At 68.3% G+C, this 15,832-nt stretch carries 14 protein-coding genes; 13 read left to right on the top strand and 1 reads right to left on the bottom strand.

Translation table 11 applies throughout. The features are described from left to right. Nucleotides 1–3: 3 nt before the first annotated feature. Entirely contained in the window at nt 4–948 is a 945-nt protein-coding gene (locus J2W49_RS22840; protein WP_310321540.1) for a LysR family transcriptional regulator, read from the bottom strand. Between the two features lie 222 nt (nt 949–1,170). Between J2W49_RS22840 and J2W49_RS22835 the strand changes: the two genes are divergently transcribed. From J2W49_RS22835 to J2W49_RS22775, 13 genes are read left to right on the top strand one after another with little or no spacing between them, the layout of a single operon-like run. Next, complete coding sequence (locus J2W49_RS22835) at nt 1,171–2,835, top strand: DUF1302 domain-containing protein (RefSeq protein ID WP_310321539.1); 1,665 nt, start codon at nt 1,171–1,173, stop codon at nt 2,833–2,835. Between the two features lie 14 nt (nt 2,836–2,849). After that, nucleotides 2,850–4,202, top strand: coding sequence for a DUF1329 domain-containing protein (locus J2W49_RS22830; protein ID WP_310321538.1), 1,353 nt, complete (start codon nt 2,850–2,852; stop codon nt 4,200–4,202). Nucleotides 4,203–4,214: 12 nt separating this feature from the next. After that, complete coding sequence (locus J2W49_RS22825; RefSeq protein ID WP_310321536.1) at nt 4,215–5,261, top strand: WD40/YVTN/BNR-like repeat-containing protein; 1,047 nt, start codon at nt 4,215–4,217, stop codon at nt 5,259–5,261. Continuing rightward, on the top strand, nt 5,258–7,645 hold the full coding sequence (locus tag J2W49_RS22820) for an efflux RND transporter permease subunit (protein WP_310321534.1): 2,388 nt from the start codon (nt 5,258–5,260) through the stop codon (nt 7,643–7,645). The genes J2W49_RS22825 and J2W49_RS22820 overlap by 4 nt, the downstream gene beginning before the upstream one ends. A 4-nt stretch (nt 7,646–7,649) precedes the next feature. Beyond that, nucleotides 7,650–8,816 (top strand): alpha/beta hydrolase family protein, encoded by a 1,167-nt coding sequence (locus J2W49_RS22815; protein ID WP_310321532.1) that lies wholly within the window; start codon nt 7,650–7,652, stop codon nt 8,814–8,816. A gap of 29 nt (nt 8,817–8,845) precedes the next feature. Continuing rightward, a complete protein-coding gene (locus tag J2W49_RS22810; protein WP_310321531.1) occupies nt 8,846–9,796 on the top strand; it encodes a VOC family protein in 951 nt (316 codons plus the stop codon). Nucleotides 9,797–9,809: 13 nt separating this feature from the next. Continuing rightward, nucleotides 9,810–10,160 (top strand): Rieske (2Fe-2S) protein, encoded by a 351-nt coding sequence (locus J2W49_RS22805; protein WP_310321602.1) that lies wholly within the window; start codon nt 9,810–9,812, stop codon nt 10,158–10,160. Further along, a complete protein-coding gene (locus J2W49_RS22800; protein WP_310321530.1) occupies nt 10,157–11,281 on the top strand; it encodes an FAD-dependent oxidoreductase in 1,125 nt (374 codons plus the stop codon). The genes J2W49_RS22805 and J2W49_RS22800 overlap by 4 nt, the downstream gene beginning before the upstream one ends. A gap of 13 nt (nt 11,282–11,294) precedes the next feature. Further along, nucleotides 11,295–12,449: an MFS transporter gene (locus tag J2W49_RS22795; RefSeq protein ID WP_310321528.1), complete on the top strand. Its 1,155-nt coding sequence runs from the start codon at nt 11,295–11,297 to the stop codon at nt 12,447–12,449. After that, entirely contained in the window at nt 12,446–13,240 is a 795-nt protein-coding gene (locus tag J2W49_RS22790; protein WP_310321525.1) for a cyclase family protein, read from the top strand. The genes J2W49_RS22795 and J2W49_RS22790 overlap by 4 nt, the downstream gene beginning before the upstream one ends. 30 nt (nt 13,241–13,270) lie before the next feature. Continuing rightward, complete coding sequence (locus J2W49_RS22785) at nt 13,271–13,849, top strand: cupin domain-containing protein (protein WP_310321523.1); 579 nt, start codon at nt 13,271–13,273, stop codon at nt 13,847–13,849. Between the two features lie 28 nt (nt 13,850–13,877). Then, entirely contained in the window at nt 13,878–14,870 is a 993-nt protein-coding gene (locus J2W49_RS22780; protein ID WP_310321521.1) for a fumarylacetoacetate hydrolase family protein, read from the top strand. After that, nucleotides 14,870–15,829, top strand: a complete 960-nt coding sequence (locus tag J2W49_RS22775) for an NAD-dependent epimerase/dehydratase family protein (RefSeq protein WP_310321518.1) — start codon at nt 14,870–14,872, stop codon at nt 15,827–15,829. Before J2W49_RS22780 ends, J2W49_RS22775 begins: the two co-directional genes overlap by 1 nt. Nucleotides 15,830–15,832 lie beyond the last annotated feature (3 nt).

The raw sequence follows: 15,832 nt of genomic DNA, 5'->3' as shown, positions 1-15,832 counted from the left end.
GGGTCATTGACCCCTTGTGGCGCTCGAGTCCGCGAGCCCGGGTCCCATGCCGGCGGCGGCCTCGCGCAGCAGCGCGCGCAGCCAGATCAAGCCGGGATCGCGGGTGCGGTACTTGTGCCACTGCATGGCCTGATGGAGGTTTTTCATTGGCAAGGGTACTGGCCGTGTTTCGATGGGCAGTAGTTCGCGGAGCCTGTCGGCAAGCCGCCAATGCACGGTGGCGATCAGGTCGGTACCGATCACGAGGTAAGGCATGACACTGAAGCTGTAGGTGGTGAGCGCGATCTCGCGCGTTACACCGTGGTCGTTCGCCAGCCAGGTGTCGAACACCGGCAAGCTGCCATCGGGCGGACACATGGAGACATGGCGCGCCTGGACATAGCGCGCCCTCGTCAACTCGCCCTTCGCCAGCGGACTTTCCCGCCAGACCACGCAAACAAACCGATCTTCGAACAGCTGGTCCAGCGGATGGTCCGGTGAACAGAAGTTCTCCGGAATGATCAGCAGATCGGCCTCGCCGCGTTCCAGGTGGCGATAGGGTTGGCTCACCTGCGGCTTGAGGTTGAATCGCACCTGGCAGCCTCGCTGGTGGGCCAGCGCCAGCATGCCCGGCACCAGCACTTCCATGGAGTAGTCGGACACGAACAGCGTGAACTCGCGGTCCGATGCCGTCGGGTCGAAGGCGGGTCGCGCGGCCACCGTGGTGTCGATGCGCACAAGCACATCGCGCACCGCCTCGTGTAGCAGCTCGGCACGCGGCGTCAGCTCCATGCGGCCTCCCACCTGCACCAGCAGCTCGTCGTCGAAGTATTGGCGCAGCCGCGAGAGCGCATTGCTCATGGTGGACTGGCTGAGGAACACGCGCTCGCCGGCCCGCGTGACGTTCTTTTCGGTCAGCAGGGCGTCCAGCGCAACGAGCAGGTTGAGGTCGAGTTTCTTGAATCGCATGGCGGGGGTTGTGCAGAGCATCCCCAGTGTGCATCAGCCTTGGCGAGGTGGCGGTCGGGGCCCACAGGGTTCTAGGGTTTGCCCTGATATTTCAAAAGTCGATGGAAAGGATTCGCACAACCCATTTCCCAGGGCATGTCCTTCTCCCTAAAGTCGCGGCTCGTTTGATCTGGATCAAGTTGCCCGGATCGACGAGGACCCACACCTACAAGGAGACAAGCCATGCCCGTTCGAGCGAATGCCCGAAAAGCCCCCGCGCGCAGGTCCGCCGCACGCCCCGCGTTTTCCTGCCTCTTTCTGGTGCTGTTGACGGCCCAGCCGGCCTCGGCGATCGAGATCGACACCGGCAACCCGGACTGGAAACTGCGGTGGGACAACACCGTGAAGTACAGCCTGATGCAGCGCTTGAAGGACCCCTCGCCCGCGCTGTCGGCGCAGCCACCGCTGACCGTCAACCAGGACGACGGCGACAACAACTTCAAGAAAGGCCTGGTGTCCAACCGCCTGGACCTGCTGAGCGAGCTGGACTTGGCCGGCCCGGGCTACGGCGCCCGCCTCAGTGGCGCGGCCTGGTACGACAGCGTCTACAACGGCAAGACCGACAACACCGGCTTCACCGCCAACCATCGGCCCGGCACCGCGTTCGCCACCGAGACCCGCGACCTCATGGGCCGCAAGGCCGAGCTGCTCGACGCCTTCGTCTACGGCAAGTTCGACGTGGGTGAGCGCCCGGCTTCGGCCCGCCTGGGTCGCCACACGCTGTTGTGGGGCGAGAGCCTGTTCTTCGGTGCCAACGGCATCGCAGGTGGTCAGGCGCCGCTGGACCTGATCAAGCTGCTGTCGGTGCCCAACGCCACCTTCAAGGAAGTGGCGCGCCCCACCGGCAAGCTCTCCGGCCAGGTGCAGCTGACGCCCGACGTGTCCCTGGGCGCCTACCTTGCCTACGAATGGGAGAAGACCCGCCTGATGCCGGCGGGCGCCTACCTCTCGAGCAGCGACTCGCTCGGCCCCGGCGCCGAGCGCATCCTGGCCGGCCCCACCGCCAGCTTCGAGCGCCAGCCCGACCTGGACGCCAAGGACAGCGGGCAGGGCGGTGTGCAGCTGCGTTTCCGTGCGCCGTCGATCGACACCGACTTCGGCCTCTACGCGATCCGCTACCACGCCACCACGCCGAGCAACATCAACACCGTGCTCAACGGCGTTCCGCCCGCGCTGGTGCCCAGCAGCTACCGCTGGATGTACCACGAGGGGGTGCGCGCCTTCGGCGCCAGCTTTGCCAAGTCGGTCGGCGAATGGGGGCTGGCGGGTGAGGTCTCGGTGCGCCAGAACACGCCGCTGGCCAGCTCGGGCCAGGCCACGCTCTCGACCATCCGCGTCAACAGCGGCCTGAACAACAACAGCAACCCCGGCTACGCGGTGGGCGAGACGGCGCACGCCCAGGTCTCGTGGATCGCCTCGCTCGGCCCGTCCTTCCTGTCCAGGGAGGCCTCGTTTGTGGGCGAGGTGGCGTGGAACACGCGGCTGAAGGTCACGCGCAACGAGCAGATGCTCAACCCCAACGCCGACAAGTCGGCCGTGGGCACGCGCATGGTGTTCTCGCCCAGCTACCGCCAGGTGCTGCCCGGTCTGGACCTCTCGCCGTCGATCGGCCTGGGCTACACCAAGGGCAAGTCCTCGGCCGTGGGGCCGGGCTTCGGCGTAGACGGTGGCGGCGACTTGAGCCTGGGGCTGAACGCCGTCTACCTCGGGTCCTGGAACCTGGCCATCAACTACGTGCACTTCCTGGGCAAGGCGGCGCCCACGCTGGACGCCGCCAACAACGCCGTGTACCGCCAGGCGCTGAAAGACCGGAATTACCTGACCGTGTCGCTGCGCACCACTTTCTGATCGAGGAGACCCCCATGAAACGCATATCCCATTGGGCACCGGCGCTGTTGTGCGCCCTGGTGGCCACGACCGCCGCGCACGCCGGCGTGACCGACCCGGAGGCTGCGCGCCTCAAGACCGACCTCACCCCGCTGGGCGCCGAGCGCGCTGGTAACAAGGATGGCAGCATCCCGGCCTGGACCGGGGGCTACACCACTGCGATTCCCGGCTTCAAGAACGGTGGCCGCCGTGGCGACCCGTTTGCGAACGAGAAACCGCTTTACAGCATCACGGCCGCCAACATGGCCGAGCACGAGGCCAAGTTGACCGAGGGCACGCAGGCCCTGCTCAAGAAGTACCCGCAGACCTTCCGCGTCGACGTTTACAAGACGCACCGCACCGCTGCCGCGCCGCAATGGGTCTACGACAACACCTTCAAGAACGCCACCAGCGCGAAGATCGAAGGCGGTGTCGTCGCCGGCGCCTTCGGCGGCATTCCGTTCCCGATCCCCAAGACCGGTGAAGAGGTCATGGCCAATCACGAACTGCACTGGCGCGGCGAGGCCTGGCAGGCCGATTTCCGGGGCTACCTCGGCACGGCCAGTGGCCAGCGTGTGCTGTCGGTCGAGGGCCGGGGCGACTTCCAGATGCCGTACTACGCCAACGGCGAGGCCGACAAGTTCAATGGTGGGTACTGGTCGATCCGGCTGGTCAACAGCGGCCCGCCGGTGCGGGCCGGCGAGGCCATCACCGGGGTTCTGAACCTCGACCAGGACAAGAGCGCCTCGTGGGTCTACCTGACCGGCCAGCGCCGCGTGCGCAAGCTGCCCAACGCCTGCTGCGACACGCCCACCCCCGCCAGCGCCGGCGTGGCCAGCTTCGACGAGGTCGACGTCTTCGCCGGCCGCAACGACCGCTTCGACTGGAAGATCGTCGGCAAGCAGGAAATGCTGATTCCCTACAACAGCAACCGCCTGCACACCCCGGCCAAGGACAGCGACGTGCTGCTGGCCAACCACCTCAACCCGGACCATGTGCGCTGGGAGCTGCACCGTGTCCACGTGGTCGAGGCCACGCTGAAAGCTGGCCAGCGCCACCAGGCGCCCAAGAGCCGCTACTACGTGGACGAAGACACCTGGGTGGCCGTGCTGGGCGACCGCTGGGACGCCAAGGGCCAGCTGTGGAAGACCATCTGGTCGCACCCGGTGGTGATGCCCGACCTGCCGGCCACCACGCCGCAACAGCAGTGGGGCTTCAACGACCTGATCTCGGGCGCCTGGTACGCCAGTGGCGTGGTCAACGAGCGCAACCAGCACTACAAGATCGTGCCGCGCCGTCCGGACAGTTACTTCACGCCCGAGGCCATGGCTGGCGACGGCGTGCGCTGAGCGGACCCCACCATGCGTCTGCCCCGACCCCTCGCTGCGGCCTTGCTCGTGACCACCCTCGCGGTGGCCGGGCCGAGCCTGGCCCAGACCCCGGTGGGCGATGCGCTGCAACGGCCTGCCCTCGCGGTCAAGGCGCCGCAGCGCGCCGTGCTGCTCGCGGCGGCCCAGGCCGGCGCGCGCATCGTGGCGGTGGGCGAGCGCGGCATCGTGGCCCTGAGCGACGACCGCGGCGCCAGTTGGCGCCAGGCCCCGAGCCCGGTGAGCGTGACGCTGACCATGGTGCGCTTCGCCGACGAGCAACATGGCGTGGCGGTGGGCCACGGCGGCACGGTGCTGACCACCGACGACGCGGGTGCCAGCTGGCGCCTGCGCCTCAATGGCCGGGGCCTGGCCGAACTGGCCAAGGCCGCCGCCACCACGCCCGCCGCGCAGCAGGACGCCGACCGCCTGCTCGCCGACGGGCCCGACAAACCCTTTCTCGATGTGCTGCAGTGGGACGCCAAGCGCCTGCTCGCGGTCGGTGCCTACGGGCTGGCTTTCTACAGCGCCAACGGCGGCGAGAGCTGGACCCCCTGGATGGATCGCCTGCCCAACCCCAAGGCCCTGCATTGGTACGTGGCGCGCCGCGGGGGCAACACCCTGCTGCTGGCCGGTGAGCAGGGCCTGCTGGCCCGTTCCGACGACGGCGGCCAGACCTTTCAGACCATGAACTCCCCCTACAAAGGCAGCTGGTTCGCCGGCGAGCTTCGCGCCGACGGGCAGGCCGTGCTGGCCGGGCTGCGCGGCAATGTGTGGCGCTCCACCGATGGCGGCGCGCAGTGGACGCAGCTGGCCTCGCCGGTGCCGGCCACCATCACCGCCATGGCGGTCGACGCCAAGGGCGGGCTGCTGCTCGCCAGCCAGGCCGGCGTGGTGCTGCGCCTGCAGGGCGATGCGCTGCTGCCGCTGAAGGCGCCCCCTGTGCCCATGCCCTCGGCCCTGCTGCCGCTGCAGGATGGACCGCTGCTCACGCTGGGCGTGGCCGGCGTGGTGTCTGTCGATGCAGGAGCGCTCCAATGAACGCTCACGCATTCGATCCCCGCTCGGGCTCGCTGGTCGAACGCGCGCTGTTCAACCACCGCGCCATCGTGGTGCTGCTGTGCGCGCTGGTCACGCTGCTGCTGGGCTGGCAGGCCACGCGCCTGCAGCTCAACGCCAGCTTCGAAAAGACCATCCCCACCAGCCACCCCTACATCCAGAACTACCTCGCGCACCAGGCCGAACTGAGCGGCCTGGGCAACGCGGTGCGCATCGCGGTGGCGCGGCCCGAAGGGAGCATTTATGACGCGAAGTACCTCGACACCCTGAGGCGACTGAGCGACGAGGTCTTCCTGCTGCCCGGCGTGGACCGCGCGCGCATGAAGTCACTCTGGACCCCGACCACGCGCTGGGTCGGCGTGACCGAGGACGGCCTCGAAGGCGGGCCGGTGATCCCCGACGGCTTCGATGGCTCGCCGGCCAAACTGCAGCAGCTCGCCGCCAACGTGGCGCGCTCGGGCGAGATCGGCCAGACCGTGGCGCGCGATGCGAAGTCGTCGGTGATCTTCTTGCCGCTGCTCGCCAGGGACGCCGAGGGCCAGGCCATCGACTACGCCCGGCTCTCCACCCAGCTCGACCTGCTGCGCTCGAAGTACGAGGCCGAAGGCGTCATGGTGCACATCACCGGCTTCGCCAAGATCGTGGGCGACCTGATCGACGGTGTGCGTGCGGTCCTGGTGTTCTTCGCCGTTGCCGTGGCCATCGCCACCGCCATGGTGTTCTGGTACACGCGCTGCGTGCGCTCCACGCTGCTGGTGGTGCTGGCCTCGTTGGTCGCGGTGGTCTGGCAGCTCGGCCTGTTGCCCTTGCTGGGCTATGCGCTGGACCCGTACTCCATCCTCGTGCCCTTCCTCGTCTTCGCCATCGGCATGAGCCACGGCGCGCAGAAGATGAACGGCATCATGCAGGACGTGGGCCGGGGTGTGCACAAACTGGTGGCCGCGCGCTTCACCTTCCGCCGGCTGTTCCTCGCGGGGCTCACGGCGCTGCTGGCTGATGCGGTGGGCTTCGCGGTGCTGCTGGTGATCGACATCCAGGTCATCCGCGAGCTGGCGATTGCCGCGTCCATCGGTGTGGCGGTGCTGATCTTCACCAACCTGATCCTGCTGCCCATCCTGCTGAGCTACACCGGTGTGAGCGCGAGCGCCGCCGCACGCAGTCTGCGCGCCGAGCAGGCCGACGCGGCCGGCGCGGCCAGACACCCGATGTGGGCGTTGCTCGACCGCTTCACCCAGCGCCCCTGGGCCACGGTGGCGGTGGTGGCTGGCCTGCTGATGGGACTGGGCGGTTTTGTCGCGAGCACGCAGCTCAAGATCGGCGACCTCGACCCCGGCGCACCCGAGCTGCGCGCGGACAGCCGCTACAACCGCGACGTGGCCTTCATGAACGCGGCCTACGGTGCCGGCAGCGACGTGCTGGCGGTGATGGTCAAAACGCCCGAGGGCCAGTGTTCTGCCTACGACACGCTCAACAAGATCGACGCGCTCGAATGGGAGCTGCGTCAGATCGACGGCGTGGAAAACACCAACACGTTGGCGTTGCTGAACCGCCGCGTGCTCTCGGGCCTGAACGAAGGCAACCCGCGCTGGTACGAGTTCCTGTCCAACCAAGACATGCTCAACACCGTGACGGCCAGTGCGCCGCGCGGCCTCTACAACGACGCCTGCGGCCTGCTCACGGTCTACGTCTACCTGCGCGACCACAAGGCCGACACGCTGTCCCGCGTGGTGGACCACGTCGAGGCCTTCGCCCGGGTCAACAACACGGCCGACACGCAGTTCCTGCTCGCCGCCGGCAGCGCCGGCATCGAGGCCGCGACCAACATCGTGGTCAAGGACGCCTGGCGCACCATGCTGCTGATGGTCTACGGAGCCGTGGTGCTGCTGTGCTTCATCACCTTCCGCTCCTGGCGCGCGGTGGTGGTGGCGGTGCTGCCGCTGGTGGTGACTTCGTTCCTGGCCGAGGCGCTGATGGTGGCGCTGGGCATGGGCGTGAAGGTGGCCACGCTGCCGGTGATCGCGCTGGGCGTGGGCATCGGCGTGGACTACGCGCTCTACATCCTGTCGATCACGCTGGCCCAGCTGCGCGAGGGCAAGAGCCTGTCCGAGGCCTACTACCGCGCCCTGCTGTTCACCGGCAAGGTGGTGATGCTCACCGGCATCACGCTCGCGGTCGGCGTGATCACCTGGGTCGCCAGCCCCATCAAGTTCCAGGCCGACATGGGCCTGCTGCTGGCCTTCATGTTCCTCTGGAACATGCTCGGCGCCCTGGTGCTGCTGCCCGCGCTCGCGCACTTCCTGCTCCGGCCCGCGCCCGTGCGCGCCGCCGCGGCCTCTCCCCTTTCCAACCCCCTCCCGGCCCACTGATCCCATGTTCAAGTACTTCCCCACCAACTACGTCTGGAACCTCTCCGTCAATCTCGCGATCGAGATGGGCGCGCGCATCGGCGAGATCGAGCAGATGTGCGCCCCGCTGCAGGAGGCCGCCAAGGCGCCCGACGCCGCTGGCACCGCGGCTTTCCGCGAGACCTGGGTGAGCATGGCCGACCGGCTCTGCGGCCTGGCCGAAGAAGACGAGGCCAGGGGCCGCCTGCTCTCGGCCGGCGAAAAATACCGCCGCGCGTCCGGCTACCTGATCACCGCCGAGCGCCTGCAGGCGCACAACGCGCCGGGCCGGCTGGCGATCTACCAGCGCGCGCTGGCGCTGTTCCTCCAGGGCTCGCGCCTGGCGGGCGACCGCGTGCAGCGCGTGGAGATTCCCTACGAGGGCAAACACCTCGCGGCCCTGTACTACCCCGCCGACGGCCTGAAGCCCGGCGAGCGCGCGCCGCTGTGCGTGCAGCTCAACGGTCTGGATTCGAGCAAGGAGATGAAGGTGCTCGTGGGCCTGCCGGCCTGGCTGGCCAAACGCGGCGTCTCCTCTCTGGTGGTCGACCAGCCCGGCACGGGCGAGGCGCTGCGCCTGCAGGGCCTGACCGCGCGCTTTGATGCCGAACACTGGGCCAGCCGCGTGGTCGACTGGCTGGAACAGCAGCCCGACGTGGACCCCAAACGCATCGGCTGCGAAGGCGTGTCGCTGGGCGGCTACTACTGCCCGCGCGTGGTGGCCATGGAGCCGCGTTTTGCCTGCGGCGTGGCCTGGGGCGCCAACCACGACTGGCGCGACGTGCAGAAGCGCCGGCTGGAGAAGGAAGGCGACTTCCCGGTGCCGCACTACTGGGCCCACGTCTGCTGGGTCTGGGGCGCCAAGGATGTCGACGACTTCATGCGCATTGCCGAGGACGTGCACCTGGACGGCGTGGTCGAGAAGATCAAGGTGCCGTTCCTGGTGACGCACGGTGAAAAGGACTCGCAGATTCCGCTCAAGTGGGCGCACCGCACCTACGAGCAACTGGTCAACAGCCCCAAGCGCGAACTCAAAATCTTCACCGACCGCGAAGGCGGCGTGCAGCACGCGAGCTTCGACAACAGCATCAACGCCGGTCATTACATCGCCGACTGGCTGGCCGAAACCCTGGGTGGCCGCACGGCCGCCTGAACCATCACTACGAAAGAAGGGAATCCCTCATGAACATCATCGGACTCGACGCCCTGGTCTTTGGCGTGGACGACCTCGCCGCCTGCCGCCAGTACCTCATCGACTACGGGCTGCGCGACGCCGGTAACGGCCGCTTCGAGGCGCTCGACGGCACCGCAGTGATCATCCGCGCCAAGGATGACCCGGCCCTGCCGCCTGGTCTGGGCACCGCCAGCCTGCTGCGTGAAACCGTCTACGGCGTGGCCGACGAGGCCACGCTGCAGGCGATCGCCACCGAGCTGTCGCGCGACCGCACGGTGACGCACGAGCACGGTGTGGTGCGTGCACAGGACGACATGGGCTTTGCGCTGGCCTTTCAGGTCAGCGTGCGCCGCCCGCTGGCCCTGCCCGCCGAAACCGTGAATGCGCCGGGGGCTCCGGCCCAACGGCCAGCGAACACGGTCGGCGTTGACCCCAGCGCGCCGACCCTGCCGCGCACGCTGTCGCACGTGGTCTATTTCGTGCCGGACACAGCCCAGGCGGAAGCGTTTTACGTGAAGCGCCTGGGTTTTGTCTGCACCGATCGCTTCACCGGCGTAGGCCCCTTCCTGCGCCCGGCCGGCACGCTGGAGCACCACACCTTCTTCATGATCCAGACGCCACCCTTCATGAAAGGCTGCGAACACTTCACCTTCCACCTGGGTGGCCCCACCGAGCTGATGCTGGCTGGTGCACGCTTCGTGGAGAAGGGTTACCAGAGCTTCTGGGGACCGGGGCGCCACAAGTTCGGCAGCAACTGGTTCTGGTACTTCAACTCGCCGCTGGGCTGCCACATCGAGTACGACGCCGACATGGACCTGCATGACGACAGCTGGACCGAACGCGAAGTGCCCATGAGCGCCGACGCCTCGCAGCTGTTCCTGTTCCAGCACCGCGAAAACTGGGCGCCGTCGGGGCCGCCGCCCGGCACCGGAAAACCCGCCGTCGGCGCGGACCACTGAGGCGATGACCACCATGCGGCTGTGCCATCTGAACGAGCTGCCCGAGGGCGGTGCACGTGGCTTTGACCCGAAGCGCCGCGGGCAGGACACTGTGTTCATCGTGCGCCAGGGCGAACGGCTGTTCGCCTGGGCCGACCGCTGCCCGCACCACGGCACGCCCATGGCCTGGCGCAAGGACGCCTACCTCAACGCTGCGGGCGACCGCATCGTCTGTGGCGCGCACGGCGCGCAATTTGCCATCGACACCGGGCTGTGCACACTGGGTCCCTGCCTGGGAGATTCGCTCACTGCCTTGGCGCTTCAGGTCCAGCCCAATGGCGACATTCACCTCAAGACCACAGAAGAACAGGAGACATCCACATGAACCCCTCTCGAATCCTCATCGTCGGCGGCGGCTTTTCTGGCATGTCTGCCGCTATCCAGCTGCGCCGACAAGGCCATGCGGTCGATCTCGTCGAGATCGATCCCGGCTGGCGCAGCTACGGCGCCGGCATCAGCCTGGGCGGCGCGACCCTGCGCGCCTTTCGCACGCTCGGCATCCTGGACGCCTTCCTGGCGCAGGGCAACGCCGCCGACGGCGTGCAGCTGTTCCTGCCTCAAGGCCCCAAGGTCGCCGACCTGCCCACGCCGCGCATCGCCGGTCCGGACGTGCCCGGTGGCGGCGCCATCATGCGGCCGGTGCTGGCCCGCATCCTGGCCGACGCCACGCGGGCCAGCGGCACCCAGGTGCGTCTGGGCTGCACCTTCACCTCCATCGAGCAGGACGCCGACGGCGTGGAGGTCTCTTTCACCGATGGCAGCCGCCAGCGCTACGACCTCGTAATCGGTGCCGATGGCCTGTATTCCAAGGTGCGCGAGGCGATGTTCCCACAGGCGCCGAAGCCTCAGTACAGCGGGCAAGCCGTCTGGCGCGCCGTGCTGCCGCGACCGCCCGAAATCGCAACCGCCACCATGTGGATGGGGCCGCGCATCAAACCCGGCGTGAATCCGGTCTCGAAGACGGAGATGTACCTCTTCGTCACCGAGCCGCGCCCCACCAACGAGCACGTCGACCCGGCCACCTTCGCCACCCACCTGCGCAGCCTGCTGACCGACTTCCCGGCACCCGCGCTGCAGGCCATCCGCGAGCAGATCGGCCCCAACTCGCAGATCGTCTACCGCCCGCTCGAAGGCCTGCTGATGCCGCGCCCCTGGTCCAGCGGCCGCGTGGTGCTGATCGGCGACACAGTGCACGCCACCACACCGCACCTGGCCTCGGGCGCCTGCATCGGCATCGAGGACGCGCTGGTGCTGGCTGAGGAGCTGGACCGCACGGACGCGCTGGACGCAGCCCTGGCCGCCTTTGAGGCCCGGCGCTGGGAGCGCTGCCGCATGGTGGTGCAGAACTCGGCCCGCCTGGGCGAGATCGAGGTCGCCGGCGGCGACAAGGAAGAACACGCCCGCATCATGCGCGAGTCGCTGATGGCGCTGGCCCAGCCCATCTGACCCGGAGAGCACGATGAACACACGCTCCACAAGCACGCTGGGTCACGTGGCCCTGATCGTGGCGCACTGCGCCGGCATGGTCGACCTGGTGGCGCTGCCGGTCTGGGTCGGCACCCTGATCCAGCACTACCAGCTCGACCCGCAGCAGGCCGGCGGCCTGGCCACGCTGTTCCTGATCGGCGCGGTGGTCTCCAGCGTTTTTCTGGCCTCGCGGTTCCAGCGGGTCAAGGGGCGCTGGGTGGCGGTGGGCGGCTACGCCCTGGCGGCCGCCTGCTTCGGCGCGCTGTCGCAGCCGCAGGACTACGCCACCATGGCGGTGCTGCACGCGGTCGGTGGCCTGGCCGCCGGGGCCGCGCTGAGCGTCACCCACGGCACCATCGCGCGCAGTTTCAACCCGCACCTGAAATTCGCCATCGTCGGCATCGGCCTGGGGGTGTTCGCGGTGCTGTTCCTCGGTGCTTCACCCAAAGTGATCGAGGCGGCCGGTGGTTACATGCTGTTCGCCATCTTTGGTGCGGTGATGCTGCTGGCCTCACTGGTCTGCGCGGTCGGCTTTCCGCAGCCCGAGCGCGAGGCCACGGCGGTGGGCACGCCCGCCACCCGCATTCCACGCGCCGTCTGGTTCGGCATCGTGGGCATCAGCGCCATGGCCCTGGTGCAGTCGATGACCTTCAGCTTTCTGGAGCGGGTCGGCTCCGATCGGGGCTACAGCCTGACCCTGATCACGGGCGTTCTGGTGGTGCTTGGCATGGTCAACCTGTTGCCCGCCGGATTGGCGGCGATGCTTGAAAAACGCTGGCATGCGCGCCGCGTGCTGCTGGCCGGCCCGGTGATCCAGGCGCTGCTGGCCGCGACGATCATGAACGCGCCCAGCTTCTACGCCTATGCCGCGGCAGCCTCGGTGTTCGCCGCCGTGATGATCTTCACCCACACGTTCGCCTTCGGATTGATGGCGCGGCTGGAACCCAGCGGCCGCGCCATGGCCGCCACGCCCGCGATGCTCATGGTGGGCGCCGCCATCGGCCCGGTGCTCGGCGGCACCTTGGTGAAGACCGCCGGCTACGGCAGCCTGGGTCTGGCGGCGGTGCTGATCGGTGGCGTGGCGGTTTTCTGCATGTCTCGGCTCCCGGGGTCAGCTGCTTCGCCCGTTGCGCAGGCGCCCGCATGAAGCCGCAGCGCCGTTTTGTCGACCTCTCCATCTATCTGGAGAACGACGTGCTCTCCGATCCGCCACCGCTGGCGCCAAAGATCACCTACCAGAAGCACGCCGACACGCTGCCCGAGTTCATGGCCATGATCCCCGGCACCACGCTTGCGGACTACCCCGACGGCGAGGCCGCCGCCGCCGAGTGGGTGACCTTGACCACGCACAACGGCACCCACCTCGACGCGCCCTGGCACTTCCATTCCACGCAGGACGCGAAGAACGGTGGCAGCAGGCCGTCGATCACCATCGACGAAGTGCCGCTGCAGTGGTGCTTTCAGCCCGGTGTGAAGCTGGACTTCCGCCACTTCCCCGACGGCTACGTGGCCACCGCAGCCGATGTCGAAGCCGAACTTCAACGCATCGGCCACACCCTGGAGCCGCTGGACATTGTGGTGGTCAACACCCGTGCCGGCTCGCGCTACGGACAGCCCGACTTCCTGGGCGCGGGCTGCGGCATGGGCTACGAGGCCACCATGTACCTGCTGGAGCGCGGCGTTCGCCTCACGGGCACCGACGCCTGGAGCTGGGACGCGCCCTTTTCCTACACCGCTCAGCGCGTGGCCGAGACCGGCAACAAGGCGCTGATCTGGGAAGGCCACAAGGCCGGCCGCGACATCGGCTACTGCCACCTGGAAAAGCTGCACAACCTCGAGGCCTTGCCGCCCACGGGTTTCACCATCAGCTGTTTCCCGCACAAGATTCGCGGCGCCTCGGCCGGCTGGACGCGCGCGGTGGCGATTTTTGAAGACTGAACTGAAAACCGATTTGAAGACGGACACGCCATGAGCCTCCCACCCATCCACCGCGTCGTCACCGGCCATGACGCCGACGGCAAAGCCATCATCGCGAGCAGCGGCCCGCTGCCCACCGTGGTCGAGATCACCGCGATCCCGGGCACAGTCTTCCACGAGGTCTGGAGCACCACCGGCGCCCCGGCACCGGTGGACAACGCCGCCGACCCGACGCTGGGCCCGCTGATGCTGCCCCCGCCCAAGCAGGGCACACGCATCCGCTTCGTCGACATCCCGCCCGACACCCCCGAGTTCCTGGCCCAGGGCGCCGGCAAGATGAAAGATGCCTTCGCCCAGATCGGCGACGAGGCGGCGTCGACCGTGAAAGCCCATTCACCCCACCCGCTGATGCACCGCACCGAGTCGGTCGACTATGGCATCGTGATCGAAGGTGAACTGACGCTGGTGCTCGACGACAGCGAGGTGCAACTCAAGCCCGGCAGCGTGGTCGTGCAGCGCGGCAGCAACCACGCCTGGGCCAACCGCTCAGGCCAACCGTGCCGCATGCTGTTCGTGCTGGTCGATGGTGCTTACGAACCGTCCCTCGCTGCTGCGCTGGCCGCACGCTGACATCTCCCTCATTCCCGGGCACCTCCCCATGAAATTCGCCACCCTCAAAGACGGCACGCTCGACGGCTGCCTCGTTCTGGTCTCGCGCGATGGTCATCGCGCCGTGCGCGCCGGTGCCGTCGCACCCAGTCTGATCGACGCCCTGCAACGCTGGGACGAGGTCCACCTGCCGCTGTGCGATCTGTTCGAATCACTCAATGTCGGCAGCGCGCCCGGCGCCTTCGACTTCGACCCCACCGCCTGCGCGGCCCCTTTGCTCCGCGGCCCGCAGTGGCTCGACGCTTCCGCCTTCCTCAACCACGGCCGGCTGATGGAACAGGCCTTCAACACGCCGCCGATTCCGCTGTTCGACAGCGTGCCGGTGATGTACCAGGGTGCCAGCGACGACTTTCTGGGGCCGAGCGACGACGTGCCTTTGCCCAGTGAGGCCGACGGTATCGACTTTGAAGGCGAGTTCGGCGTGGTCACGGGGCCCGTGCCCATGGGCGCGTCGCCCGAGGCCGCGCTGGCCTGCGTGCGACTGGTGGTGCAGCTCAACGACTGGAGCCTGCGCGCGCTGGGCCCGCACGAGATGAAGACCGGGTTCGGCTTTTTGCAGGCCAAGCCTTCCACGGCTTTCGCGCCCGTGGCCATCACGCCCGACGAGCTGGGCAGCGCCTGGTGCGACGGCAGGGTGCAGATGCGCTTGCAGGTGCAGTGGAACGGCGAGCGCTTCGGCGAACCACATGGTGGCGAGATGAGTTTCCACTTCGGTCAGCTCATCGCCCACGCGGCGCGCACGCGCCGGCTGAGTGCCGGCACCATCGTGGGCTCAGGCACGGTGAGCAACGTGTCGCGGGCGGCGGGTTCGGCCTGTATCGCCGAACGCCGCGTGATCGAAAAGATCGACGTGGGCGAGATCCGCACCGGCTTCATGAAGTTCGGCGACCGCGTGCGCATGCAGGCCTGTTTTGACGATGGGCAGGCAGGCCCCTTCGGCGTCATCGATCAACGCGTGGTGGCCGCACCAGGCGCACGCTGATGCGCTGGCTGGTCACTGGCGCCAACGGCTTCGTGGGCCGCGCGCTGGTTCGGCAACTGCTGGAACACGGCCTGCCAGGTGGCCGCACGCTCACGCAACTGGCCATCACGGATCTGGCGCTGGACGACAGCCCGACAGACCCGCGCCTGCTGCCCCTGCCGGGTGACCTCACGCAGCCCAACACCTGGGCGCCAGCTTTCTCAACGCCGCTTGAGGGCATCTTTCACCTGGCCAGCGTGCCCGGCGGCACCGCCGAGGCGCAGCCGACCCTGGCGCGCGTGGTCAACCTGGATGCCACGCAGTCGCTGCTGGACCATTGCCGCGCCCAGACCGAGCGCGGCTGCGCGCCGCCTCGCCTGGTGTTTGCCAGCACCATCGCCGTCTATGGTGCGGCCTTGCCACCCGAGGTGAACGACGACACGCCCGCCGCGCCCCACATGGTGTACGGCGCACACAAGCTGATGGCTGAGATCGCTGTGGCCCACGCCAGCCGGCGCGGGTGGCTGGACGGCGTGTCCCTGCGCCTGCCCGGCATTTTGGTGCGCCCGCCCGCACCCACCGGCCAGCTTTCGGGCTTCATGAGCGACTTCATCCGCGAACTCTCCCATGGCCGCCCGTTCACCTGCCCCACCTCGCCCGGCGCCACCACCTGGGCGTCTTCGCTGCCCAACGTGATCCACAACCTGCTGCACGCCGCGGTGGTGGATGCCAAGCGCCTGCCGCCTTCACGCAGTCTGCTGCTGCCCACCCTGCGCTTCAGCATGGCCGAGCTGGCCGAAGCCATCGGCCGCGTGCATGCGGTGCCTGCTGCCGAGCGGGTGCGCTGGGCGCCCGATGAGCGCATCGAACAGCTGTTTGGCCGTTTTCCCCCACTGCGCACCTTCGCGGCCGAGCACGCCGGTTTTGTCAGCGATGGGGATGCAGAGACACTGGTGCGCCAGTCGTTGGCGCTGGCCTGAGCA

The sequence above is a fragment of the Hydrogenophaga palleronii genome (genome assembly GCF_031457455.1).
Taxonomy (GTDB): Bacteria; Pseudomonadota; Gammaproteobacteria; order Burkholderiales; family Burkholderiaceae_C; genus Hydrogenophaga; species Hydrogenophaga palleronii_A.
Note: the sequence above shows the minus strand (reverse complement) of the source record. Positions and strands in the feature narration are given on the sequence as shown.

Coding starts and splice junctions, on each gene's coding strand:
- J2W49_RS22840 (WP_310321540.1), bottom strand. CDS start 948: ATGCGATTCAAGAAACTCGACCTCAACCTGCTCGTTGCGCTGGACGCC.
- J2W49_RS22835 (WP_310321539.1), top strand. CDS start 1,171: ATGCCCGTTCGAGCGAATGCCCGAAAAGCCCCCGCGCGCAGGTCCGCC.
- J2W49_RS22830 (WP_310321538.1), top strand. CDS start 2,850: ATGAAACGCATATCCCATTGGGCACCGGCGCTGTTGTGCGCCCTGGTG.
- J2W49_RS22825 (WP_310321536.1), top strand. CDS start 4,215: ATGCGTCTGCCCCGACCCCTCGCTGCGGCCTTGCTCGTGACCACCCTC.
- J2W49_RS22820 (WP_310321534.1), top strand. CDS start 5,258: ATGAACGCTCACGCATTCGATCCCCGCTCGGGCTCGCTGGTCGAACGC.
- J2W49_RS22815 (WP_310321532.1), top strand. CDS start 7,650: ATGTTCAAGTACTTCCCCACCAACTACGTCTGGAACCTCTCCGTCAAT.
- J2W49_RS22810 (WP_310321531.1), top strand. CDS start 8,846: ATGAACATCATCGGACTCGACGCCCTGGTCTTTGGCGTGGACGACCTC.
- J2W49_RS22805 (WP_310321602.1), top strand. CDS start 9,810: ATGCGGCTGTGCCATCTGAACGAGCTGCCCGAGGGCGGTGCACGTGGC.
- J2W49_RS22800 (WP_310321530.1), top strand. CDS start 10,157: ATGAACCCCTCTCGAATCCTCATCGTCGGCGGCGGCTTTTCTGGCATG.
- J2W49_RS22795 (WP_310321528.1), top strand. CDS start 11,295: ATGAACACACGCTCCACAAGCACGCTGGGTCACGTGGCCCTGATCGTG.
- J2W49_RS22790 (WP_310321525.1), top strand. CDS start 12,446: ATGAAGCCGCAGCGCCGTTTTGTCGACCTCTCCATCTATCTGGAGAAC.
- J2W49_RS22785 (WP_310321523.1), top strand. CDS start 13,271: ATGAGCCTCCCACCCATCCACCGCGTCGTCACCGGCCATGACGCCGAC.
- J2W49_RS22780 (WP_310321521.1), top strand. CDS start 13,878: ATGAAATTCGCCACCCTCAAAGACGGCACGCTCGACGGCTGCCTCGTT.
- J2W49_RS22775 (WP_310321518.1), top strand. CDS start 14,870: ATGCGCTGGCTGGTCACTGGCGCCAACGGCTTCGTGGGCCGCGCGCTG.